Origin of the sequence: Arcticibacter tournemirensis, from assembly GCF_006716645.1 — a bacterium.
Taxonomy (GTDB): Bacteria; Bacteroidota; Bacteroidia; order Sphingobacteriales; family Sphingobacteriaceae; genus Arcticibacter; species Arcticibacter tournemirensis.
This window is the reverse complement of sequence record NZ_VFPL01000001.1, coordinates 2,007,706-2,033,071: the sequence shown is the minus strand read 5'-3', so window position 1 is coordinate 2,033,071 and position 25,366 is coordinate 2,007,706. Positions and strand designations below refer to the sequence as shown.

Here is a 25,366-nt window from a genome sequence, read left to right as displayed (position 1 = left end):
GAAACGGGCGGCTTTTTTGTTGCTTTCCCCTGTCCTTTCCCTCCTACCTTTCCCTCTGCATCTTTGGTCATGCAGGAAATAAATGCGTGGCTGCTGAATGATCATGACTTTTACAAGGGTGCTGAACTTTACGAGAAGTACGGCGCTAACAGTTTCTTCAAAAAGCTTTTAACAAGCGCAGGCCCCACGCCATACAATGTATCGAAGTTGCGCGCTGAGCTCGAAAAGCTTGCGCCTGCTTCACCTGCAACGGAAGAGATTAAGCCTACAGAGGCCGTTACACTTCCGGTAACTACGCAACAACCGGCAACGGCTGAAACGGCTGAAAAGGCAGCGCCTAACCAGAAAGATCATGCCCGTTACCTCTTCCTCCTGCAACGGCGAAATGATATCGTGATGCAGCTCGACCGGAATATGGCGATCCTCGACCTGAGCAATGACAAGAACGTACTTTTCCAAACAGCTAAGCAGGTGCTCAGGCTTCATCAGCAAAAAGAAGAAATCTGGTCACTGATAGACTACTACCAGGAGCACGGAACATTCGAGATTATACCTGAACCTGAAAAGCCATCCCGCGAAAAGGAGATGCAACAGATTTACGTGTCTCTGAGCAAAGCGCGCAAGCGTCTGGCTGATCCGGAATATAAAGACAGGGCGAAAACCGAAAAGTTGATAGCTGACAAGCTCAGGCGCCTCGAAGAGCTGAAAGGGGGTGAAGAATGATTCCTCAACTGGCTGGACTACTGAAACCGCGTGATATTAAGCCGGAAACGACTTATGATGTCATCCTGAAGGCGTATCTCGAAAATAAGATCGACGAGCTGCCGGAAGATCAGCAAAAAATGCTGGAACGATGGAAGAAAGCAGATTCGTTGCTACGATCTGGTGAGCTGGTAAAAAAAGGTAACAACGAAATTACAAGGCCTTACAATATCAGCAGGCTCACCGACTACCTGGTATCACATTATAAGGTTTCGGTACGTACGGCACGCGCCGATATTGCTCATGCAAAACGTTTCTTCCTGTCTACCTACGATCGCGATGAAAAGGAATACGCACGCGGCGTGATGATCGAGTGGGGCGAAGAGCTCTTTTTCGAAGCCCGCAGCATGGGTGATTATAAAGCTGCAGCGGCGATATTCAAAACGTTGTCTGAGATTAAGGGCATCTACAACGATGATCCGGATCTCCCTGATTACTCCAAAATACAAATCCCGCAACTGGTGATCGTCGATGATCCTTCTGAGCTGGGCTTTGAGAAAGTTGAGAACGTGGAGGAAGTTGTTGCTTCCATCCTTGCAAAACGAAAGAAAAACAAGCTGGATAAGCTTATTGAAAGCACCGAAATAATTGAGCCTGAAGATGGTGACGGAGACTAAGCAAATATGGCTGAATAAGCCGCAGAAGCTTTCGCGTCTGATCCAGGCAAAAGAGGAATACGGCGTATGGGGGCGAGCTACAGGAAAGACCGACGAGCCGATCGCGCACCGGTCGTCGTTGGGTGCGAACGTAATGCCCCGGGGCACCACCGGCATAGTTGCCGAAACGTACGCCCAGTTGCTGGACCGCACGCTCCCTCCTCTGTTTAAAGCCTGGGAAAAGTTCGGATATCAACGAGGCAAACATTACTGGGTGAGGGAAAGGCCTGATAAGCGTTTCAAAATTGACGACCCTATTTATAAAGCCTTAGACCCGCAACACTATATTTATTGGTGGAACGGGCACGTTTTCTATATGATCAGCCAGGATCGCAGCGGTTTGGCGAATGCGAAGTCATTGGATGCAGTTGTCGCCGATGAGGTGAAGTTCCTGAACTTCGATCAGTACTCTGAAGAAGTGGCCCCTGCGAATCGTGGTAACGACGAACTTTTCGGTCATTTCGCAGAGCACCACATGGTTACGATGTATACCGATATGCCGACAAAGAATTCGGGTAAATGGATTCTGGAAAAGGCTAATCTGGTTGATCATGACATGGTGGCGCAGGTGATCAGCATACAGATCGAGTATTACAAGATGGTCCAGGAGTATAACCATCCCAGGACAACAAAACCACGAAAGATCTACTTAGCCCGCAAGATCACAAACTATTATATCGCGCTAAACGAATTGAGGCGCGGATCAGGCGGGGATGATGACCCGGGGCTGGTTTGGTACTCGGAAGCATCAACGCTCGAAAACATCCAGATCTTAGGGGTTAAGAAAATCAATCAGTGGATGCGTGAGCTGAAGCAGCACGTTTTCGATCAGTCAATCCTTAACCTAAAGAACATCGGCACCCCTGATGGCTTCTTTCACATGCTGGATGCTGAATATCATGGATATACTTCTTACGACTATAACCACATCGATTCGCTCGGACTATATCTTCCTAACGGATTAATCAAGGATTGCCGGAAGGATGGCGACCTGGTGAAGGGGAAAGCGCTTGATATAGCTATGGACTACAACGCTGCTATTAAGAGTCTGGTTGTTGGTCAGGATAAGCAGAAGTTTTATGCTACCCTGAATTCAATGTTTGTACTCGGTGATGAGGGTAAGGTACTCACCGATATGGTTGATGAGTTCAGCCTATATTATGAATACCATAAGCACAGCTGTAATGTAGTGAACTACTACTATGATCATACGGCTATGGGTACCGACTCAACACGACTGGAGACATTGGCCGATGTGGTATGCAGTAGACTGGTACTCAAAGGATGGAGCGTTAACCGACACTATATAGGTCAGCAGCCCGAGCACGATGTACGGTACCGCCTATGGGAGGAAGTATTCGCAGAGAAAGACCCTAAGTTCAAGCCAGCACGGTTCAACCGCGACAACTGCGAGCAGCTGCTGATATCGATGAACCAAACAGGAGTATACAAGATTGGTAACAAACATAAGAAGGTTAAGACCACAGAGCGAAAGGGATCGAAGGTACGTCCGCAGGATGCGCCTCACCTGGGTGATGCCTGGGAGACTCTGTACATTGGTCGCTTCCGTACCGAGTATGGATATGAGGACCCGCTGCTCGACATGGTTACCTCTTAACCTTTCCCTCACACACTATCACATGCGCTTCAAACCCATAAAACAACGCCGAGGCGGCGACCGCCTGCCCCTACCCCCCCCTGTCATATATCCCGGAAAGTGCCATCTGCCCTTTCCCTCACGGATAGTGCGTGGCGGGGTCAATCGTGTCAGAGTGTAATGAATTTTGTCTCATTTCGGATTTAATAAAAACAGTATCAATTGTTTATGAAAATTTTGGTTGCCATGAAATGCGACGGTTTCCCCTTTCCCTTTGCCGCAAAAATCAGCCTCCTTTTCCCTGTCCTTTCGCACGCGGGCGCGAAGCTGGATTTTTGAGATAATGGAAATAATCAGGGTTACAGACATGTTATACCAAATGTCCAGGCGAGATCACGAGGGAGAATACATTCCGTTCACGATCACCTTCGTTACGTGCAATCTGAAGCTGAACACAGGCGGGGAAAAGATCACGCTTGAACAGGCAGTTTACGTCGGAGGACCTTCGAAGGCCGACAAGGTGCGTAATCCGAACCACGCGGCAAACTACACGCGGAATATCCGCTCTATCGATGGCGACCGGATCATTAAGATTCACCCGCTGCTGGTAACGCAGTTTAATGGAAGGAAGGTGGCGCAATGAGCGAGCAGATATCACCGGACCTGATGATGATGGGCGAGCATGGCATTATCGTATCGGCCCTCACCTATGATCCTATTACTCAACCTGTGTCTCCGAAGCCTGAGAAAACAGATTCAGGCGACGATATCGCCTACTGGGGCGACAACAACGACGATCCGCAGGAAATTATAAAACGCGTGAAGGCCGACACGGAGCTTCCGCCGCTCCTGGACTGGAAAGGCCGGGTACTGCAAGGCCGCGAGGTAATCGCCGTTAACCTGGTATATAATGAGGAAAAGAAAGATTTCGATACCGAACGGATCAATGATCCTGAAATAAACGACTTCCTGCATCATCGTTCCTTTAAGCGCTATTGGCGGGAGGCGGCGGTTGACTTCGTGTGGTTTGCGAACGTGTTTCCGGACATGATTAAAAGCAATGGGCTTGATAAGATCGCTTATCTCGGGGTACATTCAGCAGACTGGTGCCGATGGAATAAGCAGGACAAAACGGGTACTACAACAAAATGTTATGTATCGCCTAGCTGGCCGGATGCAAAACCAACAGACGAGAATTGTAATACGTTTGATGTGGTTGATCCGTACAACCCGATGCTGCTTGAGAAGGTTAAGGAGAAAAAATCCTTAAAACGTTTCGTCTATCCTATCAGCTACCCTATGCCAGGCAACGCCTATTACCAGATGGCACCGTGGCATCCGTTCGTTTTCTCAAAATGGTATGAGATTAAGCGGCTGATCGAGCGGATGAAGGAGTCGCTCCTGAAGAAAATCCTTTCGGCAAAATGGATTCTTACCATCCCGGTGAACTATTGGCCTGCTGCTTATAAGGATTGGGAGAAAAAAAGCCCGGAAGAGCGCCTCGAAATAAAAAAGAAAAAGGTTGCCGAGATTGAGAAATCCATCACCGGAGTAGATAATACCGGGAAGCTGATCCTTACCGAGGCTGGTTTAGATCAGAATAACAAAGAAATTCAGGGATGGAAGCTTGAACGCATCAGCGACAACATAAAGGACGGCGAGCACCTGGAAGATTCGCACGAAGCCAGTCAGCACGGAATGCGGGCGCTGGGTACCGACCCGACATTGGTAGGCGACGGCCCGGGAAAGACGGGCGCTGGCGGCGGCTCCGGATCTGACAAGCGGATCGCCTTTAATATCTTCGTCGCCATCCTTCAGCCCTACCGCGAAGTGCTGCTCGAACCGCTGTACTTCGTTGCTGAGTTTAACGGATGGACTTCTAGGTTTCCAAACCTTCGCTTTAAAATTCTCGAAGTAGAACTCGAAACACTCGATAAAGGCACTACGAGCAAAGTAACCAACCCTGTAACTAAATCCGAAGGCAATGGCGCTAATTGATAACGATATCGAACTTAAGAAGCATAACAGCAGCATCACAAAGCAGCTTAGTGTGCCGAGCATACAGTCGTTCCTTGCCGATGCGGAAACGAAGTATATTATTCCTGCCGTCGGCCGGGCGCAATTTAACGCGACGGTAGCGGCAAAGCCTACTATCGTAGTTGGCTCGAATGCTGAAACACTGCTTCTGGCTTTGCAGAAAGCTTCGGTCAACTTCGCGATCGCTGAGTATGCCAATTTCGGGGCAGTGAGTATTGATGATTCGGGCTTGTTTGTTCGGAAAAGCGATAGTAAGGCACCTGCATCCGACAAAAAGGTGATGGCTCTACGCGAGCAGTCTATGTCGGCCGGTTACGACGCGATCGAACTGGCTGTCGACTTCCTCGAAGAGCATATCTCGGACTTCCCTGTTTATGCGGCCTCCGATGAGCATATCGAAAACCGCAGCCGGTTTATTAACTCTTCGCGTGAATTCCCGCAGAAACTGCCGGTAAACCCGACGCTGTTCGCCTCGATTAAAAGCATCATCAGCAAAGTGGAGGACGACTATATAGTAACTGTTTTGGGCGATGATCTCGACGGGCAGTTGCGGACAAAGATCAGAAACAAGTCGTTGACCGAGCTTGATAAGGAACTTCTGCGGATGATCCGCAAGGCCGTGGGTTCTATAGCGATCGCTGAAGCAATCCCCTACCGGCTTGTAAGTTTTGACGGTACCGGATCGTATGTGCGATCGGAAACGGTAGGTGGTATTTCGGGTAACGTCGAGAACCGCAGTCCCGCCGAAATACAGCGGATGCAGGTAACGATGAACAAACTCGTTACCGACGGCGAATCCGACCTTGAACGGCTGCGGCTATGGCTGAATAAGCACACCACGGAGTATAATACTTATACGCCGAGTACCATGGCCGTACTGAACCAGGTGAACGAGTCGACCGATGGCGCGGTCTATTTTTTATAAATGCTCAAAAATGAACAATGGAGAATATTTCAAAACACATCAGCTGGGGGGAAGCGACGAGCAGTCCGACGGCAAAGGCCAGGGGCATTGTAAATGTTCCGGATGCGGCGACGATCAGCCGGATGAAGCACGTGGCGCTCAACATCTTCGAAAAGGTGAGGGAACACTTTGCCCTGCCTATAAAAGTAACGAGCTTCTTCCGGTCGGCTGCACTAAACATTGCTATCGGCGGCTCTAAGACTTCGCAGCATTGCCTGGGCGAAGCGATCGACATGGACGGCGACGTTTACGGGTCACCTTCCAATGCACAAATTTTCGAGTTTGTCCGCGATAACCTGGTATTCGATCAGCTGATCGTCGAAGGAATTGTAAACGGGCAAATAGCCTGGGTGCATTGCTCCTTAAAGGCAACCGGCAACCGAAAGCAGATTACATTTATGTATCATAGCAAAGCGGGTAAAGTTGTGCCTTCAGGAACGCCGGGGGCAAAGAAGGTTTATGAACCTTACACCGAGTCGAGGTACAAGGCCCTCGTTTATCCAAAACGTCAAGTGGCTTAATCATGATACACGAAGCAAAGATGTTTTTAACAGAGAAGCCCGCCATTGGCATGATATCCGGAGTGTTGAGCTGGATAATGCTGCAAGTTCAGAATGTGATGATTGATGAGAATGTGTTAAAGCTGGTTGCAGCTTCCGGCGTTTGGTGCGGAGCTATAGTAGCGGCGCTGACGGTCATCCTGAAGTTTATTGATATATACGATTCGTTTAGCCGCAGGTATGCGGTTTGGAAGGAAAGGAGGCGCAATGCTAAAGTTAATTAACTGGCTCCGCCCCTCTTTTCAGGATAATGACGGCACGGCATCGTACCGGCGGCTGACGGCTTTCTTCCTGGTGATGATCGATGCGTACATCGTTCTCGCGGGTAAGATAACAACTGGCCTGATGCTGAACGTGCATTACTCGCTGCTCGCGGCCTTCCTCCTGATCACCGGGATTATTACTACACAGAATGTTTTACAGTTTTTAAATAAGGACAAATGAAACGAATTGCCATTGTAGCGATCGCCGCTACCAGCTTATTATATGCTTCGTGCGTGACCGAAAGAGCCTGTAACCGGAAGTTTCCCCCGCAGACTTTTACAAAGGATAGTATCATCGAGCGTACTACTGTAGAGTATCGCGATACTACGATCTACGACACGGTGCCCGGCGAACAGGTAAAGGTTTATATCCCTGCAGGCGCAAGCGGGAGCAAGTCGAGCGGACACGTTCACCTGCGGTTCAAGGCGAGAGACGGCGGCACGGAGGTTGAATGCGTGGCCGACAGCCTGATCAGGGAGATTAAGGCGCGTAACCAGGTGATCGACCGGCTTAAAAAGCAGCTAACGGAACATCAGATCGTAAAATATGTTTCGCGCGTTCCATGGTATGTGTGGGTGCTCTGCGGTGCCGGTTGGTTCTGCGGAATGCTGTTCGCAGCTCTGTATCTTATAAGAATCCGCTCTATTGTAGAATAATCCAGAACCCGCAACTCACAACTAGATGAACACCGTCATCGCGATCAAGCCATCCGGCAAGCCGTACAAGTTTTATGCTCCTTCAACCTGGAATGAGGTGAATGAGAAGCAGCTGGTAACGTGGGCGGCGATCACGCTGAAGCGACTGAGCTTTGGCGATGCCGCGCGACTGGCAATGATCGTCTTTTACAGGATGCCGGTGAAGCTGTTCTTCTCGGTGCCGGAAGCACAGAAGGTGCAGCTCGCTCCTACGCTTCGCTTCCTGTTCGGACACAATACATTAACGCAATGGGTTATCCCCCGGATTCGCCGTCGCTTCCGCTGGTACTACGGACCGGAGCATCGGCTTCAGAATATCACCATCGGCGAGTACAGCCGCACGGAATTGTATTACCAGGCCTACGTAAAGCGGAACGACGAGAAAGCGCTTGATATGCTGATCGCCACGCTCTACAGGCCGCTGAGAAAAGGCACAGCTGAGCGCGATATCCGCGAAGAACTATCTGATATCAGTATCCGGAAACGGGCAAAGCGGATGAGTACGTTAAGCAAGCGGTACCGGCACGCCATTCTTTTAAACTACGAAGGATGCAGGAATTTTATCAGGGTTAACTTTCTCGACAAACTACCCTCTGAAGGCGGCACAAAGCCCGACGAGATATTCGACTATAATAAAGTGATCCTCGCAGTTGCCGGGGCAAACGGAAAGTTCGGAACGAAGTCGGAAACCGAAAGGGCGTTCCTTTACGACTTCCTGCAGCACCTGGTTACGAATGCTGAAGAGATCGCTAAACTGAAAACGAATTAATATGGCATACGACTACATCGAAATTTTTGCCTTCTCCGGAGGCGTGGTATTCGGAATCGCGATGGCGGTATTATTCTTTGAAATCAAAAACAGTAAATACGATGTCTGAAGCGCAATACATTAGCTATTTTGAGAATCTGGCAAAACAGAGCATTGCCATAGGGCACGATCCTGATCAGGGCCGCTATTCGTTTTTCTACATCGAAGATCCATACAATATGGAGGAGATTGACCTTGCAATCCGCAACCGACTGACTTTGCCGGCACTGCTTTTGGAAACATCCGACGGCGAACTCGACAAGAATGCTACGACTAACTATACCGACACAATAAAATGCGTGTTCTCGGTAATCGGCAAGGCAAACACTACGGAGGAGCTGAGACAGTCGCGCGACCAGTGCAAGCGAATCGGTATTGAGATTCTCGCGCGCATGAGTCACGACAGCAGCCGGAACGCCATTGTTCCAGGCAAAAACGTTTACTTCCGGATAGAGGAAGTGGAGTACAGTCCGATCAGCGTCGACACCTTATTTTTTGGCTATCAGTTCAGCTTCCGGTTTGTATGTCCTTTCGGTTTTTCGGTCGATTCCGCAATTTGGCATGACAAATAAGGATCGATGGCCGTTACTATATTACAAGCCCCCCCTGCGATTGCGTTTTCCGGGAACTTTATTCCGGTAAGACTGCAAACGAATAACAAGCTGCAGGAGGCGGGGGTAAAGTCTGTAAACATCATCGAGTTTTTCCCTACCGTTATTCCTTACACCATCCATATTAAATATGGAGGCGTAGAAATAATAATGCAGGCCGATCAATTTCCAGACGGGTCGGGTACGCAGTTTCCCTTTAATGGCGGCTTAGCTGGCGCTGACTACGCTGCATTGATCTTACCCTATTTTCAGGCAAACTTCACCCTTTCGCGCGATTTCGATATCACCGCTGAAATATCTAATTCAGGTGCTGGCTCGCGCTTGAAATTTATTGCAAAAAATGCCCGCTACGGCTACGATTTCGAATATCAGGGAGCAGGCGAAGAGTATACGGTTGACAACATCACACCTGGCATTACGGATGTATACCGCCATAACTTTGCCATTTACTTCGAGCTATGGTGCGAAAAATCGAATTATTCCGGCTTCGAACAGATCTATAGCGGACGGTTGCCGGTTAATCCGAACGGACTCGGTAACATCGCAGACATCGACCTTTCCGATCTTCTGCATTCGTACATCGAAAACGCGGGATTCGACATGCCTGAATTTAACAGCACCAACCCACTGCTTTGTACTAATACCTGCCGGAGATACTACTTCCGCTACGCGGAAAGCTGGGGCGATCCGGTTACCTATCAGGGGATCAGCCAGTCGCCAACGTACACGGCAATTTTTGGAAAGTTCAGTTATGTGGGCGCGGTGGAGAATACGCTGGAATCGGTATTGCAACCAGGACTGCCATCGGCAGACCGGTTTTTGAAACAAGGATCAGCAACGATCAGCACGCTACCCGCTCAACCGCAGTTTATCTATTTTCTGAACTCGCGTGCTGAAGCTTTAGGCGCGAAGCTGAAGATTAACTTCTATACCGCCAACGATCCGGAACCGATTTTAAAAACGGTCGTTTTCGATTGCCTTCAGTATCGTAAGTACGCATTTAATATGCGATTCGATCAGATTTTTAATAAAACAGATCATCCAGGAATAACCGTATTGAGGTATGAGGTTTGGCTTGAAAATGCCGCCGGTAGTAATATATCGCAGGTGTACACTTATAATGTCGACTACTCCGTTCAGCTGTCTGTTCGCTACTTCCTTTACTTAGGGAGTTGGGGCGGAATTGAAACGCTTTCGACGTTCGGTAAGGCAGAAATGAAGCAGGAGCTTAATTCTTCAGAAGCTCAGCGGCCGCTAAAATCCGGATACGGCTTGCCTTCTGGCGATACGGTCGTTTTCGATATCAAGATGCAGGATAGTTTCAAGGTGCCCACAGGATGGATCAATAAGCCAGACCTGATCCAGCTCCGCGATTTCCTGACGGCATCTAAGAAGTACCGATATAATAAAGGCAGGATGCTGCCGATATCGATTACATCAAAAATGCTCACCGAAATGAAAGACGGTGAATACTTGTACGCGCAGTCGCTGGAATATAAGTACCTGATATCGGATGACGCGTACACTGAGCGTACAACCGATGAGGCCGAGCAGTTTGTCGATCCTCCGAAGATTCTGCCGGTATACTACGGGCCTGCGAATGCGGTGCCGGGGGATGAGGAAGCAGTAAAAGCGTTGCCATCATCCGTAAGCGAAAGCACTTACGAGTTAACCATAAATACGGGATTGAACAGAATTATTATACTGGCGATTCCCTCGACCAAATCAGTACACTCGATTCATGACGTTCAATCAGGAGAAAGCTTAACGCTTTCATACGCGCAGGTCGGTACCCTGATGATCGACGAATCTCCTTATAAAATTCTCGCGCTTCAAAATGCGCTTTCATACTCATATAATCACGAACACATCATTACGCTTAAAAATGGCTGACGTTAACGAATTCACCAATCCTATTTTATTCCTAAACGGAGGGAATATTGATAAGCTCCGCGGTCCATATCCGACGAGAGAAGCGGCTTGTTTGGCGATACCGAATCTCGTCGACGAAAACGGAAAAAACTTCAGAGAGGGGAAGTTTTGTGAGATCGGCACTGATGGCAATTATGTTACGCACTGGTGGACAAGAGGGTATGATGATGAGAATCTAGTAGAGCAGATTCGGTCATTTATTTTAGAGTCATATTACCCTACAAACAACTTAAGTATACAGGATTCGAAATCGGGAATATCACTTGAGGCAATAAAAAGGATATATTCGGTCGCTAATGGCACATCTGGCGTTAATTCAACTTACCTTAAATCCAGTTTTGATAATATAGCTTCAATATTAAATGATGCCATTTTAACAGGAATACGGACATTTAGACTCGAATATCAATTTACTACCCTCACGCTGCCTTTCTATCACCAACTCAATATTGTTTCAAATTTAAGAAATACAAACATCGATATTCCAGCTTCTTTAGTCGGTGATAAGAAGATTACGTATGAACTAGTCTTTAATGAAGGGGAAATATTGACTAAGTTAAGCCTTTTAAGTAGGTTCACCGTCAACCCAGCAACACAGGATTTGAAAGTGTATGTGAACTACATCGCATTATATCACCTGGATAATTCCCGCATAAATCAGCAATTACGGGAGCAGTTCCTTTTTGAAAAAACGAAAGCATATCCCTTTGAGGCCTACTATCCTACAAATAACTTAAGTATTCTAAACCCGAAAGATGGGATCTCGTTGGATACTGTAAATAGGGTATATTCAGTAGCTACCGGTACTACTTCTGTTTCTGGGAGTTATTTAAGGTCAGCTTTTGAAAACGTAATACCATATATCAACAAAGCAATAGAGGCAGGGATTTACTCCTTTATGCTAGAGTATGAATTTTCCAGCACCATATCTCTTTCACATCAACTTAATTTAAGTTCAAACCTTAGAAACACTAACTTAACGCTTTCGTCTACCGTTACAGGCAACAAAATTGCATATACTGTAGTATTTGAGGCAGGTGAAGTGTTGGTCGCTTTAGGCTTAGTAAGTAGGTTTGGAGTTGCAACTGCCGATCAGGATTTAACGGCTGTTTTACAAAGCGTAAGTTTAAAACATAGCTCCAATCAGCTTATTAATCAACAGTTCTCTAAGCAGTTTTCAGCAGAGATTGCCAACTCGCTTATACAAAACCCTTCTACGTTTAGGAATGTAGAAATAAGGAAATCTGATTACGACGCACTGGCTAAATTTGCCGCTTATGGGCAAAAAGTATACAGGGGGTTAAAAATACCGAATGGAACCGTTATGGATAATACCTGCTTTGTTGGATTCCTATTGGGCGCGAATCAGTTGTATTTAAATGGAAAGGATATTTATATCGAAGCAACATTTAAATGCAACGTAAGCCCTTCGCTCCATTTCAATGCAAGCTTCACCACATTAGGCAATAATCTTTACCTGTACAAAAAAACAATCACGGCATTCGATAGTAACAACTCTAGTAAAATATTCAACTATATACAGGGAAAGGCATCTACCACAGCAACAGATGTAATAATTACATTAGAAAAGCTAGAAATATCACCGAAGGATCTTGCAACTAGCTCTGCTGCAATTGAAAGATTTAACCAAACCAGAAACAAGAATATTACCATCAAGTGCGGGCTTACTTTGGGAACTTACGGCGAGAAATATACTAATCTTGTTACTGCTATGCACAGTTTTCTTGATGGCACATCCGAAATAGGGTACGACGTAATAGTGGATTCTGGGACGTATGATCTTACAACAATGTTTGATTACGACAATATCGTCGATCAAACACCTTTTAAAAGGGGTTTGGAGTTGGCTCCGTATGTAAATTTACACGGGTATGAGGGAACAATACTTAATTGCAAGTATACATACGGTGATGCGAGGATGACACAGGCAAAATATCAGGCTATCTCTCCGCTAAACCTAATGGGAAGCAACAGACTTAGTAATATTAAGTGTATAGCACAAAATTGTCGCTACGTAATGCACGACGATGGAAATGTAATAATTTCCAATGGTGTCGTAAGTAGTGTGCCGTTTGTTGAAAACCACCTTGAAATGGATAATGTATACCTGGAACATCTTGGGAACGATCCAAATATATTGTGGACAGGAACTGGTGGTTATATATCTGGCAATCCGTCTGGAAAGACAAGCAAATTTAGGAGATGTACTTTTGTCGGAAAACGTGGGTGGTCGCTACACGAAACAAATGTAATGCCTAAGCCTCTTTTAATAGATATAGAAGATTGTAAGTTTATTACTAGAAACACTGATGGGTTCTCTTTCGTCCTCGATGGATCTTGGAATAATATGACAAAAAATAAAGTATCATTAAAGAATTGTACTCTTAATGGGAGAGCAAAAATAAACAATACATCTACTAGTCAGACATGGGAACTAAATGGAAGCGGAAATACGGTAGTCCCGTGGTTAAGTACAGGACTATATAGTTTCCCTGAGTTCTCTAACGAGGTTTATTTTGCAAACAACTTCACATCTGCTACAATCGTAAAGTTCTCTCCGGTAAAAATAGTATCCGGCGCTGCTTCGGTATTTATGTTAGGCGATAATATTAACACTTTCGTAGGTATTGCGCTTGTTGATATACCGGTAAACGGTTCTGGGGCAGTAAGGGTAAGCGGGTATATAGACGCTACTTATCTAGGCTTAACGGCAGTATCAGGAGATACATTATGCCTTGATTCTGGGGTTTTCGTTAAAAATGGAATTAACAAGAGAGGGTATTGTGATTATGCCGGGTTCTTTAAATTAATTTAACATCAAAACTACTACTCCATGCTCACCATCCTCAACCCCTCCAACCTCCAAATGGAGCTCGCTCCCGATACTACAATTCCTGTAGTGCGGGAGAATCCGCTTTTTAACGATTCCGACAAGTTTGTGCAGGAGACGGTGTACAGCGTAAACGCTCCGTTTTCGCCTGCAAATAAGGCGTTTTTTAATGGCGGGCATAGGATCGACGCACCGGTCGAGGCGTATGAGTTTGATATCCAGGTGTACGATTCGGGAGTGCATTTTTTTAATGGCGTGTGCCGGTATTCAACAACGAGCGAAGGGTACGAGGTTGAGCTGAAGGTGAATATCGGGGCGGTAGCGGATCGGATAAAATCAACCAGGCTGCCGGAAATTCAGACGATGGACGGGATCCAGTTCGGAAACACGCTCGACGCACTCGACAATCACATGAAAAACACCGCGCAGAATCCGGACGCCTATCCTTATATCTTTTTTGACCTGCGCAACACGCGGCTGCATAATTCTGACCCGGGGCTGAGCTATAATAACGTGAACTATTGGAAAGCATCTGGTCACCGGTTTTATACATACTCGGAGGATAACGTTTTCGGTTTCAGAACAGCGGAGAGCCCGTTCTGGAAACTCACCTACGTGCTGAAGCAGTTGATCAACTTCATGGGTATGGAACCGGAGGGTTCGTTTTTCTCCGATCCGGAGGTACGTAATGTTTGCATCTATACCAGGAAGGCTATTCTCGACAAAGAGATTCAACCCTGCTTTTTCTACATGCCGAATATGACGGTCAGCGATTTCATAAAGCAGATCAGGGAGCGTTTCGGCCGGCTTTGTTTCGACGTGGATCTGGCAAGCAAGCGGGTTACCGTCGCGCGTTTTCAGGATATCCTTAACTCGCAGGATGTGGAAGATATTACCGACTACCTTTCTGCGGTAAGCGAGATTGATCCTCCTGATCAGAAAGGCTATACTATAACGCTAAAGCCTGACTCGCAGGATGCAGCATACGATATTGAGGTTAGTGAAGGAGTAAAGGAGAAACTTCCTACGTATACCATTACCGTGGGAGATGGCGCGACAAAGGTTGAAATGTCTTGCACGACTTTGAAGTTCTATCCTATTACGTCGCTTGTTGATCCAGATTTCCCTGGTGAAGAATTGGGCGTATGCCAGGCGCTGCAGTACGTGATGAAGGTGGGTAACTACCGGCGCGAGGTCGGCGACGGCGATCCTTACACTGAAGATTTTCAGACGAAAGACGGTGATCCGTCCGGCCGCAATAACTGGCCGCTTAGGCTAATAAGATATAAAGGCATCGCAGGCGACGAGTTATCTGATTTACCAATATCTGAACCTGTAGACCTAAAACCATCTGATGCGCTTTGGTACCAGTTTCTGAACGACTCGAAACTGGTAATGGTAACCGCATCTCTTCCTAAAACGATACTGGCAAGGATTCGTAACACCCGGAAGATTGGGTTTCATCATCTCGGGGTATGGCATGAGCTGGTTATAAAAAGGCTCCAGTATGATCTCGGTAAAACGGAGCAGCTCATATCTGTCAAAATTGAAGGGCAATCGGCGTACTTCGAAAGGAAAACGCCGGTTACAGTTAAAAGATCGGATCATGTTGATGAGTTTGTACCTCCCAGATTTCGCGCATATTGGGACCCGGACCAAACTGGTTTTGATCAGATCGAGATTGAGGTACCGGTCGCAAAGGGGTTACAATGGACGGTGCAGCCGATCAAGTCGCCTACGGATCCATGGGGAGCTGGAGGAAACGGGGGCTTAGTGAGTACTGTGAGGGTTGGACATTCGAGTACAGGCACGCAAACGTATACCGAGTTGCGGATAAGGAAAGGGAGCCCGAAGTATGTCCAGGCACTCGGAAAGCAGTTTAATTTTATATACGACAGTATCGCCAATTATTATTATGCTCAGGTTGCTAACCTGAACGATGCTTGCATTTATTGGATAGTGTATTGATATGGCAGCTCCGAATAAAAGACCTATTAACGTACAGAAGGAAGTTGACGCCTGGGCGAGGATCACCATCGACCGCTTTCAGAAAGTACTAAAGCAAAAGAAGATCGGCAAGACCGGCGCGCTGATGAAATCTTTTACCAGGCAGCTGCAGCTGAAAAATGGGGACGTGGATGCGGTGCTGATCACCTTCGCCATGCACGGCCGTTTTAGGGATATGGGAGTCGGGCGCGGACTGAAAGCGTATGAACGCTATATGAATAAGGGTAACCAGGTCGCGGTGAAATCATACGGGGCGAAACTTAACTACATTCACAGAGGGGCGAAGCGGTGGTTTAATAAGCCGAAGATGGCAGAGATATATAGACTGCGAGAAATCCTTGCTAAGTCGGTTGGTGATGCTGTTGTAACAAATGTGCATGATGACCTGAGTACCTATACTTCCTACCGGGTTAACCTGTAGTGTTTTCTGACATAGTTTCAAGTATCAGGTTAAGCCTTTCGTTTATGATTTTATCGATTTTATTCCCAGAATATAACAGCTGAACAGGACACTTAATGGTTACTTCGACGCCGAACGAATTGGCTAATTTAAGCGTTACCATTTCGTATGGGTCGTGGGGCCCGTAATTATGGCTAATTTCAGCTATAGATAGAGCTTCGATTTCTATTTTGAATTTCTCTGTTATTTGTTGGTTTTCCATAAAACTAAATTAACAAACGAATATACCTTTTTTCTATATATCCTGTCCTTTCCCGCTTGCTTATCATTCAGGATTTTTAATGCATGGCAAAATCCAGAACCGACGTCGAAAGCGTCGTAAAACTCGTGATCAATGGCGAGCAGGCGAAAACCTCGATGAAGGAGATCACCGACTCCATCCGTAAGTATGAAGCTGAATTCAAGAATATGCGGGCGATCGACAACCCGCAGGCTTATCGGGATAAGGCTGAAGCGATAGGCAAGATGCGGAACGCCTTGAAAGCTGCTACCGACGAAATGAAGGGGGCAAATAAAGAAAGTAAAAACTTTCTTGGTAACTGGAAAGAGATTGCGGGGGGCATTGTTGGCGGGTTTGGGATAACGGCCGGCATCGGGATGATTAAAAGTTTTGGGGTTTCGGTTTTTGAGACGACTGCGAAATTTCAGAAGCTCGAGGCTGTTCTGACGACTACGTTAGGCAGTAAAAGTGCTGCTCAAATGGCCATGCAGCAGATCCAGACTTTTGCAGCAGAAACACCTTTTCAGGTTGACGAATTAACAGATGCTTATGTAAAACTCGCGAATCAGGGCTTTAAGCCTTCGATGGATGAGATGCGCAAGCTGGGCGACTTATCCGCTTCTACCGGTAAGGATTTTAACCAGCTCGCCGAGGCGATGATCGATGCGCAGACAGGCGAATTTGAGCGACTGAAAGAGTTTGGTATCAGGGCCGAAAAGGATGGTGACAAAGTACGCTTCACATTTAAGGGCATTACTCAGGAGGTCGATTTCACGTCGAGCAGCATCAGGAACTACATTACTGAACTGGGATCAGCGGAAGGAATCACCGGATCCATGGCCGGAATCTCTGAAACGTTAAGCGGTCAGGTTTCGAATCTGGGCGACTCGTGGGATACCATGCTGAAAACGGTCGGTGAGGAAACTACCGGCGTATTCTCCGGAGCGATCAGCATTATGAATCAGGCGATCGGAGGTATTACCGCATATCTCAAAAATCTGAACATCGCCGCGAAGTATAACGCACCTGGCACTGGCTTCTGGGAACGACTTGCATCCATCGCCACACCTGGCTCATACGCCGGTACCCGCGGAGCTGGCTTGCAACGATCGATGTTCACTGCTGTATCAGAGACTTTGGATAAGCGCGTCGCCGATTCGAAATATTTCAAGCAGTTGATCGACCTTCATTCAGAGCTAACTACGAAAATGAAGGATATCGATCGAACAACGAAAGAAGGCTCTGCAACCTATCAGTTGTATGCGGATAAGATAAAGCTAATAAAGGACCGCTGGCAGTCCATTAGCAGCGACCGGCATCAGGAAGTTTTGCGAAAAGAAAGTGAGGCCTCGAAGAAAGCTGCTGAAGAAGCAGAAAAACGAAGAAAAGAGCATGAGAAGCTTGAAAAGCAATTTATAAAAGAGGGCGAAGCGCTGGATAAAACCGTCGCGAAAATGAAAGCTGATTTCGAGACGAAGGGACTCGACGGCCTTGATCAGCGGTTATCGGAGATTTCGAATAAATACGATCCTCTTATTCAAAAAGCGAAGGCGCTGAACAGGGAAACCTCTGCTAAACTGCTTGAATCATTAAAAAGCGGCGAGGTTACACGCGCTACGGATGAGGAAAAGAAGAAAAAAGAGGATGAAACCGATAAGCAGCTTAAAGGGCAGTACGGACGTGTAATCGGGCAGACAAATTCGAAGTTTGATAAGCAAAGTTCGGCCAATACGAATGCCTATGCCGACGGCGAAATGACCGAGGAGCAATATGTTCAGGCTGAGTACGACCTTGAAACGCAACGCTTGCTGGCTCTTCAGCTGCTTGCGCAAACATACGGGGAGTCATCGCTTGAATACGAAAAGCAGCTATCTCAGCGGAAACTCGAGCAGAAGAAAAAAGAGGTTGAGCAGCGTAAACAACTGGCTGAAGGTGAGAAAGCGATTCAGGACGCCACGATGCAAAATATGGCCGACGGCGTTGGCTTGTTAAAAGGTTTAGTTAATCAGAGAGGTGCAGCCTTTAAAGCGTTATTGATCGCTGAAAAGGCGATCGCCATATCGCAGGTCGTAATGAATACGCAAAAGGAAATTGCCGGTTACTACGCGGCTTATGCAGCAATACCTGGTGGCGCTGCTGTCGCTGCAGGCCTGTCGACGGCTGCTAAAATCAGAGCGGCGATTTCGATCGGAACAATCGTGGCTGCGGGCGCGAAGGAACTTTCGGGAGGTTCTGATAGTAAAGGCTCGTCATCGTCAGAAGGCAGCGGCAAAACAATCACCAGGGGACGTTATGCTAAAGGCGGGTTTAGTGGTGTGCCGGATGGCCCTCCGCACTCGCAAGGCGGGATTAAAATGGTCGATGCGCTGACAGGTGCGATCATCGGTGAAATGGAAGGTGGCGAACCGATATTGAGTAAAGACACGTATCGAAATAACAAAGCAACGATCGACGCGCTGCTTTACAGCTCGCAACGCAGGAACGGGGCGAACATCAGTATCAATACGGACAGCGTTACCAGGGCGGAGAGGTTCTATCGTACCGGGGGCATTTCAGAGCCTTCAGCTGCAAATAATCCTGCCGGTGGAAGTGATCCTGTTACGATACCGGTGTTTGATACTAAAGGTCTTGAAGAGAAACTTGAAAGGCTCGCCGCTGGGTTCGACGAGTTTAAAAATAAACCGTGGGAATTCCCTATGCGTACGTTCTACGAGGCTGATGAGAAAAATAAGCGGATCAGTAATAATGCAACTGCTTAAAATTGTTAAATTTGAGTTCTAACGATTAACCAAATGAGAGTAATCACTATACTTATCCTTATTTTTTCTACTACGCATTCTTATTCACAACAATATAATGCTAGTTTCGATCCTTCTGATGCGCCTCTTAAAGATGGAAAAATAACTTATATCGTTATTGACTCCGTACAGGGAATGCCTAAAGAGAAATTATATTCTAAAACGCTTGAATGGATAGCTATGAAATTTAAAGATGCTAATTCGGCGATAAAAATGGAGAACAAGGAAGATTTTAAGATAATTGTAAAAGCGGCTTCCTCTCAGTCGAGCACGTTCGTTGTGGTAGGGCAGCCTGTTGAATCAAAATATCTGCAGCGTTTTACTATTGACTTCTCATTTAAAAATGACAAATATCGGATGGTGATGACTGATTTTATCTGCGAACTCCCAAATGCAGACCCTTTCGGGCTTGAACTTCACCTAAAACAAATTTCAACCATCGTTCCAAAGAAAAAGAGTGAACAACTTGCACAGTCTATAAGTTCGAGTATGTTAAGTAACGCAAAAATCCTTAAGGATGATCTCGCAACGTCATTAAAGAAACACTTAATGACGGCATCTGTACAAGGGAGCAGCGATAACTGGTAATTACGAACTTTATTCATCTTATCCGACTAACCTCCTGACCGGCATATGCCTCATAAAGGCTTCATCAAGTTTCTTTATTCCGTCGCGCTTATCCTGCTCATTGATATGAACATAGATCATGGTGGTATCTAACTTATAGTGCCCCATGATCTTCTGCAAACTGATAATATCCTTCGTCTCACGGTAATAATGGCTTCCGAACGTATGCCGTGCTACGTGGAAAGTCAGGTCTTTTTTTATATCGGCGAGAACAGCAAGATCTTTGAGCGACCGGTTCATCTCCTGATCGGTCGGCAAGCTGAAGAAAAAGCCTGTTTTCTTTTCGATCAGCGACTCGGCCACGCGGCTGAGCGGGATGATCACTTCTTTCTTTGTGCTGCGGGTTTTGTACGGAACGAACTGCATTTCCTTGTTTATCGTTACCCAACCCCATTGAGCTAAGCGGATGTCGGAGATCCGGAGCGAGGTAAAGCAGCTGAATAGAAACGCTCGCAGCACCTGGTGGTGCGTAGGCACCAACCTACGGCTATTGAACAGAACGAAAAGCCGGTCTATCTCCTCATCTTCCAGGTAAATGATGCGGCCCTTTGGTGAGCTGATCTGATACTTCTTATAATCGCTGTTCACGCCGATGCCCTCCCCTTCTGCAATTTCAAGATAAGTGTTGACATCCTTGATACGCGTCCAGACGGTCGCGTCCTCATTTTCGTACTCCGTTTTCAGCCAACCGGCAAATTTCTCCAGGAAGCGCTTATCAATCTCGTGAAACGCTATGTATTCCTTAAACTCGCTGAGCTTATTCAAAGTACTTTGATGATTCTTTTTTGTCTGTACACCGATTTGCTTCAGGTTGTACCTTTCGGTGATCCGCTGGGACATGAAGGCAATAAAGTTCTTCCTGCGCGAAAAGCTCTTCAATTCCTTTTTAAACAGTTCCGGGGTGAGCAGCTTATCCTGGAGGCGGTAGATTTTAAAAATTTCGTTGATCTTGCTGAGCTCCGAGATGATGATCATCTCATAGTCGCGGAAATCAGGGTCTTTCTTTTCGCGCGGAAGGATGCACCCCTTTTCCATCGAGATGAAAGATAACGGCCATTTTAATCCCATAGGAATCGGGATCGGCTTCCTGTTAATAATAACCTTTAAATAAAGTGAGCAAAGACCTGTTTTCTTGTTTACGCGGTCTTTGTTCACTACTAGTTTTACAGAGTAGCTTTGCATGTTGAAACAATGTTGAAGCATGCATCGCTGGGGAGCGCTACTAAACCGCCTTTACGTTGCTGTAAAAGCGGTTTTCTGTTTGGAAAAGATTGGCTTGCCAAAGCCTTGTACCCAGGGCCGGGATCGAACCGGCACGATCGAAATCATTGGTGTTTGAGACCAACGCGTCTACCAATTCCGCCACCTGGGCTTAATCGCGGGATGCAAATGTATTTAAACTCTTCCTCTTTCGCAACAATAATTTCAAGATAAATGAACATCACTGAACTTCAACCGGATAGAGCACGAAACATACAGAAAACCGATGCAGCGTGCTCCATCCATCTTATTTTATAACATATTTTAGAATATCGTTGCCCAGTACAAACACCATCAGCGCCACAATAATGCAGAACCCAACTATCTGCGCACGCTCCATAAACTTATCGCTTAGGGGCTTTCCTTTCACCATCTCTACCAGCAAAAACAAAGCATGTCCGCCATCTAAAGCTGGGATAGGTAGTAGGTTCATTAGAGCAAGAGCCATTGATAATAGACCAACCAGGGTCCAGAATTTAAGCCAGTCTACAGTTCCGCCAAACATATTAGCGATGCCTACAGGACCTGTAAACGCCTTATTCGCCTTTACCTGTCCGGTAACAACTTTCCCTATTCCCTTCGCGTTATCTGTAAAGAGCCCCCATGCTTTCGAAGCCCCGATGGGCAAAGATTCAATAAAGGTATGGTTGATACTTTCAGTAGGAATATTCCTGTTTAGCGAAATACCGATCACACCCTCTTCGTTCACAACAGGAGTCAGAGTTAATACCTGCCCTTTACGCCAAACGTTTACATTCACCTTATGACTCTTATGAGCAAGCAATGCGCTCTGAAACTGGTCGAAGAACTTTATCGGCCTATTGTTCACTGTTAAAATACTGTCCCCTTTTTCAAAGCCCGCAGCGCCTGCATTGCTTTGAGGAAGCACCTGATTGATACTGTTCAGAGTTTCACGGGGCTGAATAAACTCTCCAACGCCAAAATCAGCCACCTGTTCAAGAATATTCCCCGGAACATGGATCGACTTCACCTCATTGCCGCGGTTTATCGTTAATTCTGCACCGCCGAGCAGCACTTTCGAACTGGTGATCTCATCAAAACGTTCAATCCGCGCTCCATTAACCGCAACAATACGGTCTCCGGTTTCCAGCCCTATAGCCTTCCCTATCTTACCCGGAACAATTCCGTTGACCAGCTTATCGTTCGGAATGTAGGTTTCTCCTAACTTAAAGGTGAGTATCCAGAAAATAAATATACCAAGCACAATATTTACGGTGATACCACCAAGCATCACGATCAAACGCTGCCATGCTGGTTTGGAACGAAACTCCCAAGGCTGCGGAGGGCCTGATAATTGCTCGGTATCCATCGATTCGTCAATCATACCCGCTATTTTCACATATCCGCCTAATGGCAGCCATCCAATACCGTATTCACATCCTTTAAAGTTAAAGCTAAAGAGCTTAAAGCCCCATGCGTCAAAAAAGAGATAAAACTTTTCTACTTTTATTCCGAAAGCTCTTGCAGCAAGAAAGTGCCCCAGTTCATGTAGTATAATCAAAATTGAAAGTCCCAGCAAAAGCTGGCCGGCCATAACCAATCCATCCATAATCTATAATAATTCTTTAATGGGATATCTTTTTTAAAAATTTGTTACCAATTGTTGCGCAATAATACGCGTTTCCTTATCTGTCTCGATGTAATCCTGTAACAGAGGACGACGAATATAAGAAACTTCATTCATACATCTCTCTATCACCCGGCTCATACCGAGAAATCCGACCCTGCCGCTCAAAAACTCTGCCACGGCAATTTCATTGGCAGCATTCAGAACGCATGGCATATTTCCACCCGCCTCCAATGCGTTAAAGGCCAGCTCCAGGTTTCTGAACGTAACCCTGTCAGGTTGCTCAAATGTCAGCTCAGGGTATTTCAAGAAATCAAAACGCGGAAATCTGTTATTTATTCTCCGGGGGAATCCAAGAGCATACTGAATAGGCAGCTTCATATCGGGCAATCCCATCTGTGCTTTCATTGACCCATCGCCGAACTGCACGATAGAATGTATGATAGATTGAGGGTGAACAATTACATCGATCTGCGAAGGTTCAAGGTCAAACAGCCACCTGGCCTCAATCACTTCAAGCCCCTTGTTCATGAGTGTAGCTGAGTCGACGGTTATTTTAGCGCCCATTACCCAATTGGGGTGTTTCAACGCATCTTCCTTTGTTACACTTTCCAGGAACGACCTGTTCTTTCCGCGGAAAGGCCCACCTGATGCGGTAAGATAAATCTTTTCGATGGGATTTTCGGCTTCTCCTGTAAGGCACTGAAATATAGCAGAATGTTCTGAATCTACAGGTAGAATGCGGATATTATGCTCCTTAGCCAGAGCGTTAACCAGTCCGCCAGCAACGACAAGGGTCTCCTTGTTTGCCAGCGCGATGTCCTTTCCGGCCCTGATAGCTGCAATTGTCGGCAATAAACCACAAAAACCAACAAGTGCAGTGAGTACCACATCGATTTCAGGAGTTTGCACAACATCTGTAAGAGCCTCTTCTCCAGCGTAAACCTCTACGCCCGACCCTTCTAAAGCCAATCTTACATCATCATACTGACTTTCATCAACGATCACCACCTTTTGCGGCCTGAATTCCAGAGCCTGCTGTACTAACAGCGACGCACTTGTATTTACAGTAAGAACGGAAACCCTGAAGAGGTCAGGATTCTCCCTTATCACCTCAAGTGCCTGGGTCCCGATACTGCCTGAGGAACCAAGTATGGCAACATTTTTCAATTTAACCATTTACTAATCTTATCTGCTATCTGCCTGTCATTCGACAGCCTTGGCACTTTGTTCTGCCCACCTAACTTACCTTCCATTTTCATATAATTGCGGAAAGCGTCTTTCTGAAGCGGTCGTATCACCAGTGGCCTTAGAATCTTTCCTTCTATCAGATCCTGATAGTAGATATTTTTCTTCTGTAAGACCGAATCTACTTTCATAGAAAACTCCTCAGCGTTGGCTGGTTCCTTTGCAAATTCTACAAACCACTCGTGGTATGGAAGCCCCCCACCGGGCGGGGAAACCTGAGGAGCGACAGTAAATTCTGTAATTTCAACTCCCGTTTCCTTTGCCGCACTCAGTAGCGCATACTCCACTTCTTCTCCGATCACATGTTCTCCAAAGGCAGAAATATAATGCTTTATCCTCCCTGTTACGATGATTTTATAAGGATCTTTGGATATAAACTTAACGGTATCACCTAAACTATATCCCCATAATCCTGCGTTTGTATTCAGTATCAACGCATAATTCTTGTCCAGCTCAACATCTTTCAAAGAAATACGGGTAGGATTCTCGTTAAAATATTCATCAGAAGGCACAAACTCATAGAACATCCCGGCGTTTACCAGAAGCAGAAGACCTTTCTCCTTCTGCGAGTCCTGATAAGCGATAAAACCTTCGGAGGCAGGATAAGTTTCAATAGAATCCACTTTACGGCCTATCACCTCCTCCATTCGTGCCCGGTAGGGTTCAAAATTAACACCACCATATACAAAAAGGCCGAAGTTCTTAAAGATATCCTTTATTTTCTTTCCCCCTGCTTTTACAGAAAGACGATCGAAATACATCTGAACCCAGGGCGGGATTCCTGAGATAAGCCGCATATCTTCGTGAAACGTCTCCTCCACAATAGCATCCACCTTCAGCTCCCAGTCCTCTATGCAATTTGTTTTATATGAAGGAAGCCGGTTCTTCTGAAGATAACCCGGCACATGGTGCGCAACGATGCCCGATAACCGGCCTGTCGAAACTCCCGCTTTCTTATCAAGTATGGGACTGCCCTGAAGGAATATCATCTTACCATCGACGAACTCAGCCTTACCTGTCTCGTGGATATAAGTAAGCAATGCGTTGCGGGCAGCTTTAATATGTTCAGGCATCGACTCCTTAGATATGGGGATGTATTTAACGCCCGATGTTGTTCCGGATGTTTTTGCGAAATAGGCCGGTTTCCCAGGCCAGAGCACGTCCTCCTCCCCTTTCACCATTCGGTCAACATAAGGTCTCAATTCTTCATAGTCCCTCAGGGGGACAGACCGTTTGAAGTCTTCATACGATTGGATATCTGAAAAATGATGGTCTCTTCCAAAAGCCGTATTTGCTGCATCTTTTATGAGGCTTTCAAAAACGCCTGTCTGAACCTCTACAGCTTTCCTCTTCCATTTATTTATTTGCCAGACAGCATAAGCCGCAAAAGGTTTACTAAGCAATGCCTTTAGTCCCATTTC

At 46.4% G+C, this 25,366-nt stretch carries 23 protein-coding genes and 1 tRNA gene; 18 read left to right on the top strand and 6 right to left on the bottom strand.

Features of this window, described 5'->3' with window-relative positions:
• Window positions 1-69: 69 nt before the first annotated feature.
• The 16 genes from BDE36_RS08550 to BDE36_RS08475 all read left to right on the top strand — a co-directional run bounded on the left by BDE36_RS08550 (window position 70) and on the right by BDE36_RS08475 (window position 16,165).
• Complete coding sequence (locus BDE36_RS08550; RefSeq protein ID WP_141814526.1) at window positions 70-723, top strand: hypothetical protein; 654 nt, start codon at window positions 70-72, stop codon at window positions 721-723.
• A complete protein-coding gene (locus BDE36_RS08545; RefSeq protein ID WP_141814525.1) occupies window positions 720-1,379 on the top strand; it encodes a hypothetical protein in 660 nt (219 codons plus the stop codon). Before BDE36_RS08550 ends, BDE36_RS08545 begins: the two co-directional genes overlap by 4 nt.
• Window positions 1,363-3,036: a hypothetical protein gene (locus BDE36_RS08540; protein ID WP_141814524.1), complete on the top strand. Its 1,674-nt coding sequence runs from the start codon at window positions 1,363-1,365 to the stop codon at window positions 3,034-3,036. Before BDE36_RS08545 ends, BDE36_RS08540 begins: the two co-directional genes overlap by 17 nt.
• A 322-nt stretch (window positions 3,037-3,358) precedes the next feature.
• Window positions 3,359-3,658: a hypothetical protein gene (locus BDE36_RS08535; RefSeq protein WP_235904276.1), complete on the top strand. Its 300-nt coding sequence runs from the start codon at window positions 3,359-3,361 to the stop codon at window positions 3,656-3,658.
• Window positions 3,655-5,013 (top strand): RtcB family protein, encoded by a 1,359-nt coding sequence (locus tag BDE36_RS08530; protein WP_141814523.1) that lies wholly within the window; start codon window positions 3,655-3,657, stop codon window positions 5,011-5,013. Before BDE36_RS08535 ends, BDE36_RS08530 begins: the two co-directional genes overlap by 4 nt.
• Window positions 5,000-5,977 carry a DUF6712 family protein gene (locus tag BDE36_RS08525; protein WP_141814522.1) on the top strand — a complete coding sequence of 326 codons (978 nt, stop codon included), beginning with the start codon at window positions 5,000-5,002 and terminating at the stop codon, window positions 5,975-5,977. Before BDE36_RS08530 ends, BDE36_RS08525 begins: the two co-directional genes overlap by 14 nt.
• A 17-nt stretch (window positions 5,978-5,994) precedes the next feature.
• A complete protein-coding gene (locus BDE36_RS08520; protein ID WP_141814521.1) occupies window positions 5,995-6,537 on the top strand; it encodes a D-Ala-D-Ala carboxypeptidase family metallohydrolase in 543 nt (180 codons plus the stop codon).
• Between the two features lie 2 nt (window positions 6,538-6,539).
• Complete coding sequence (locus tag BDE36_RS08515) at window positions 6,540-6,800, top strand: hypothetical protein (protein WP_141814520.1); 261 nt, start codon at window positions 6,540-6,542, stop codon at window positions 6,798-6,800.
• The gene (locus BDE36_RS08510; RefSeq protein WP_141814519.1) at window positions 6,784-7,020 is read left to right on the top strand and encodes a hypothetical protein; all 237 of its coding nucleotides are present in this window, start codon (window positions 6,784-6,786) and stop codon (window positions 7,018-7,020) included. Before BDE36_RS08515 ends, BDE36_RS08510 begins: the two co-directional genes overlap by 17 nt.
• A complete protein-coding gene (locus BDE36_RS08505; RefSeq protein WP_141814518.1) occupies window positions 7,017-7,496 on the top strand; it encodes a hypothetical protein in 480 nt (159 codons plus the stop codon). Before BDE36_RS08510 ends, BDE36_RS08505 begins: the two co-directional genes overlap by 4 nt.
• Before the next feature lie 25 nt (window positions 7,497-7,521).
• Window positions 7,522-8,304 carry a hypothetical protein gene (locus BDE36_RS08500; protein WP_141814517.1) on the top strand — a complete coding sequence of 261 codons (783 nt, stop codon included), beginning with the start codon at window positions 7,522-7,524 and terminating at the stop codon, window positions 8,302-8,304.
• A 101-nt stretch (window positions 8,305-8,405) separates the two neighbouring features.
• Window positions 8,406-8,915 (top strand): hypothetical protein, encoded by a 510-nt coding sequence (locus tag BDE36_RS08495; RefSeq protein WP_141814516.1) that lies wholly within the window; start codon window positions 8,406-8,408, stop codon window positions 8,913-8,915.
• A gap of 6 nt (window positions 8,916-8,921) precedes the next feature.
• A complete protein-coding gene (locus BDE36_RS08490; RefSeq protein WP_141814515.1) occupies window positions 8,922-10,847 on the top strand; it encodes a hypothetical protein in 1,926 nt (641 codons plus the stop codon).
• Window positions 10,840-13,722, top strand: coding sequence for a hypothetical protein (locus BDE36_RS08485; RefSeq protein ID WP_141814514.1), 2,883 nt, complete (start codon window positions 10,840-10,842; stop codon window positions 13,720-13,722). The genes BDE36_RS08490 and BDE36_RS08485 overlap by 8 nt, the downstream gene beginning before the upstream one ends.
• A gap of 18 nt (window positions 13,723-13,740) precedes the next feature.
• Window positions 13,741-15,705, top strand: a complete 1,965-nt coding sequence (locus BDE36_RS08480) for a hypothetical protein (RefSeq protein ID WP_141814513.1) — start codon at window positions 13,741-13,743, stop codon at window positions 15,703-15,705.
• A gap of 1 nt (window position 15,706) precedes the next feature.
• Window positions 15,707-16,165 carry a hypothetical protein gene (locus BDE36_RS08475; RefSeq protein ID WP_141814512.1) on the top strand — a complete coding sequence of 153 codons (459 nt, stop codon included), beginning with the start codon at window positions 15,707-15,709 and terminating at the stop codon, window positions 16,163-16,165.
• Here BDE36_RS08475 and BDE36_RS08470 read toward each other — a convergent pair.
• Window positions 16,155-16,406 (bottom strand): hypothetical protein, encoded by a 252-nt coding sequence (locus tag BDE36_RS08470; protein ID WP_141814511.1) that lies wholly within the window; start codon window positions 16,404-16,406, stop codon window positions 16,155-16,157. The genes BDE36_RS08475 and BDE36_RS08470 overlap by 11 nt on opposite strands.
• A gap of 83 nt (window positions 16,407-16,489) precedes the next feature.
• Between BDE36_RS08470 and BDE36_RS08465 the strand changes: the two genes are divergently transcribed.
• Window positions 16,490-19,183 (top strand): tape measure protein, encoded by a 2,694-nt coding sequence (locus BDE36_RS08465; RefSeq protein ID WP_141814510.1) that lies wholly within the window; start codon window positions 16,490-16,492, stop codon window positions 19,181-19,183.
• A gap of 33 nt (window positions 19,184-19,216) precedes the next feature.
• Window positions 19,217-19,810: a DUF4468 domain-containing protein gene (locus tag BDE36_RS08460; RefSeq protein WP_141814509.1), complete on the top strand. Its 594-nt coding sequence runs from the start codon at window positions 19,217-19,219 to the stop codon at window positions 19,808-19,810.
• 18 nt (window positions 19,811-19,828) lie between these two features.
• Here the strand turns inward: BDE36_RS08460 and BDE36_RS08455 are convergent, their stop codons facing one another.
• The 5 genes from BDE36_RS08455 to BDE36_RS08435 all read right to left on the bottom strand — a co-directional run bounded on the left by BDE36_RS08455 (window position 19,829) and on the right by BDE36_RS08435 (window position 25,363).
• Window positions 19,829-21,031: a site-specific integrase gene (locus tag BDE36_RS08455; RefSeq protein ID WP_161987580.1), complete on the bottom strand. Its 1,203-nt coding sequence runs from the start codon at window positions 21,029-21,031 to the stop codon at window positions 19,829-19,831.
• A 108-nt stretch (window positions 21,032-21,139) separates the two neighbouring features.
• Window positions 21,140-21,221 (bottom strand) — tRNA-Leu (locus BDE36_RS08450).
• A 135-nt stretch (window positions 21,222-21,356) separates the two neighbouring features.
• Entirely contained in the window at window positions 21,357-22,679 is a 1,323-nt protein-coding gene (rseP, locus tag BDE36_RS08445) for an RIP metalloprotease RseP (protein ID WP_141814507.1), read from the bottom strand.
• Between the two features lie 33 nt (window positions 22,680-22,712).
• Window positions 22,713-23,876, bottom strand: coding sequence for a 1-deoxy-D-xylulose-5-phosphate reductoisomerase (locus BDE36_RS08440; RefSeq protein ID WP_128769329.1), 1,164 nt, complete (start codon window positions 23,874-23,876; stop codon window positions 22,713-22,715).
• Complete coding sequence (locus tag BDE36_RS08435; protein WP_141814506.1) at window positions 23,864-25,363, bottom strand: GH3 auxin-responsive promoter family protein; 1,500 nt, start codon at window positions 25,361-25,363, stop codon at window positions 23,864-23,866. The genes BDE36_RS08440 and BDE36_RS08435 overlap by 13 nt, the downstream gene beginning before the upstream one ends.
• Window positions 25,364-25,366 lie beyond the last annotated feature (3 nt).

What these genes read in the sequence shown, in the direction of transcription:
- BDE36_RS08505 (WP_141814518.1), top strand. Translation starts at nt 7,017, where the DNA reads ATGAAACGAATTGCCATTGTAGCGATCGCCGCTACCAGCTTATTATAT.
- BDE36_RS08495 (WP_141814516.1), top strand. Translation starts at nt 8,406, where the DNA reads ATGTCTGAAGCGCAATACATTAGCTATTTTGAGAATCTGGCAAAACAG.
- BDE36_RS08490 (WP_141814515.1), top strand. Translation starts at nt 8,922, where the DNA reads ATGGCCGTTACTATATTACAAGCCCCCCCTGCGATTGCGTTTTCCGGG.
- BDE36_RS08530 (WP_141814523.1), top strand. Translation starts at nt 3,655, where the DNA reads ATGAGCGAGCAGATATCACCGGACCTGATGATGATGGGCGAGCATGGC.
- BDE36_RS08525 (WP_141814522.1), top strand. Translation starts at nt 5,000, where the DNA reads ATGGCGCTAATTGATAACGATATCGAACTTAAGAAGCATAACAGCAGC.
- BDE36_RS08480 (WP_141814513.1), top strand. Translation starts at nt 13,741, where the DNA reads ATGCTCACCATCCTCAACCCCTCCAACCTCCAAATGGAGCTCGCTCCC.
- BDE36_RS08515 (WP_141814520.1), top strand. Translation starts at nt 6,540, where the DNA reads ATGATACACGAAGCAAAGATGTTTTTAACAGAGAAGCCCGCCATTGGC.
- BDE36_RS08440 (WP_128769329.1), bottom strand. Translation starts at nt 23,876, where the DNA reads ATGGTTAAATTGAAAAATGTTGCCATACTTGGTTCCTCAGGCAGTATC.
- BDE36_RS08520 (WP_141814521.1), top strand. Translation starts at nt 5,995, where the DNA reads ATGGAGAATATTTCAAAACACATCAGCTGGGGGGAAGCGACGAGCAGT.
- BDE36_RS08540 (WP_141814524.1), top strand. Translation starts at nt 1,363, where the DNA reads ATGGTGACGGAGACTAAGCAAATATGGCTGAATAAGCCGCAGAAGCTT.
- BDE36_RS08550 (WP_141814526.1), top strand. Translation starts at nt 70, where the DNA reads ATGCAGGAAATAAATGCGTGGCTGCTGAATGATCATGACTTTTACAAG.
- BDE36_RS08510 (WP_141814519.1), top strand. Translation starts at nt 6,784, where the DNA reads ATGCTAAAGTTAATTAACTGGCTCCGCCCCTCTTTTCAGGATAATGAC.
- BDE36_RS08465 (WP_141814510.1), top strand. Translation starts at nt 16,490, where the DNA reads ATGGCAAAATCCAGAACCGACGTCGAAAGCGTCGTAAAACTCGTGATC.
- BDE36_RS08435 (WP_141814506.1), bottom strand. Translation starts at nt 25,363, where the DNA reads ATGGGACTAAAGGCATTGCTTAGTAAACCTTTTGCGGCTTATGCTGTC.
- BDE36_RS08545 (WP_141814525.1), top strand. Translation starts at nt 720, where the DNA reads ATGATTCCTCAACTGGCTGGACTACTGAAACCGCGTGATATTAAGCCG.
- BDE36_RS08460 (WP_141814509.1), top strand. Translation starts at nt 19,217, where the DNA reads ATGAGAGTAATCACTATACTTATCCTTATTTTTTCTACTACGCATTCT.
- BDE36_RS08535 (WP_235904276.1), top strand. Translation starts at nt 3,359, where the DNA reads ATGGAAATAATCAGGGTTACAGACATGTTATACCAAATGTCCAGGCGA.
- BDE36_RS08475 (WP_141814512.1), top strand. Translation starts at nt 15,707, where the DNA reads ATGGCAGCTCCGAATAAAAGACCTATTAACGTACAGAAGGAAGTTGAC.
- BDE36_RS08455 (WP_161987580.1), bottom strand. Translation starts at nt 21,031, where the DNA reads ATGCAAAGCTACTCTGTAAAACTAGTAGTGAACAAAGACCGCGTAAAC.
- BDE36_RS08485 (WP_141814514.1), top strand. Translation starts at nt 10,840, where the DNA reads ATGGCTGACGTTAACGAATTCACCAATCCTATTTTATTCCTAAACGGA.
- rseP (WP_141814507.1), bottom strand. Translation starts at nt 22,679, where the DNA reads ATGGATGGATTGGTTATGGCCGGCCAGCTTTTGCTGGGACTTTCAATT.
- BDE36_RS08500 (WP_141814517.1), top strand. Translation starts at nt 7,522, where the DNA reads ATGAACACCGTCATCGCGATCAAGCCATCCGGCAAGCCGTACAAGTTT.
- BDE36_RS08470 (WP_141814511.1), bottom strand. Translation starts at nt 16,406, where the DNA reads ATGGAAAACCAACAAATAACAGAGAAATTCAAAATAGAAATCGAAGCT.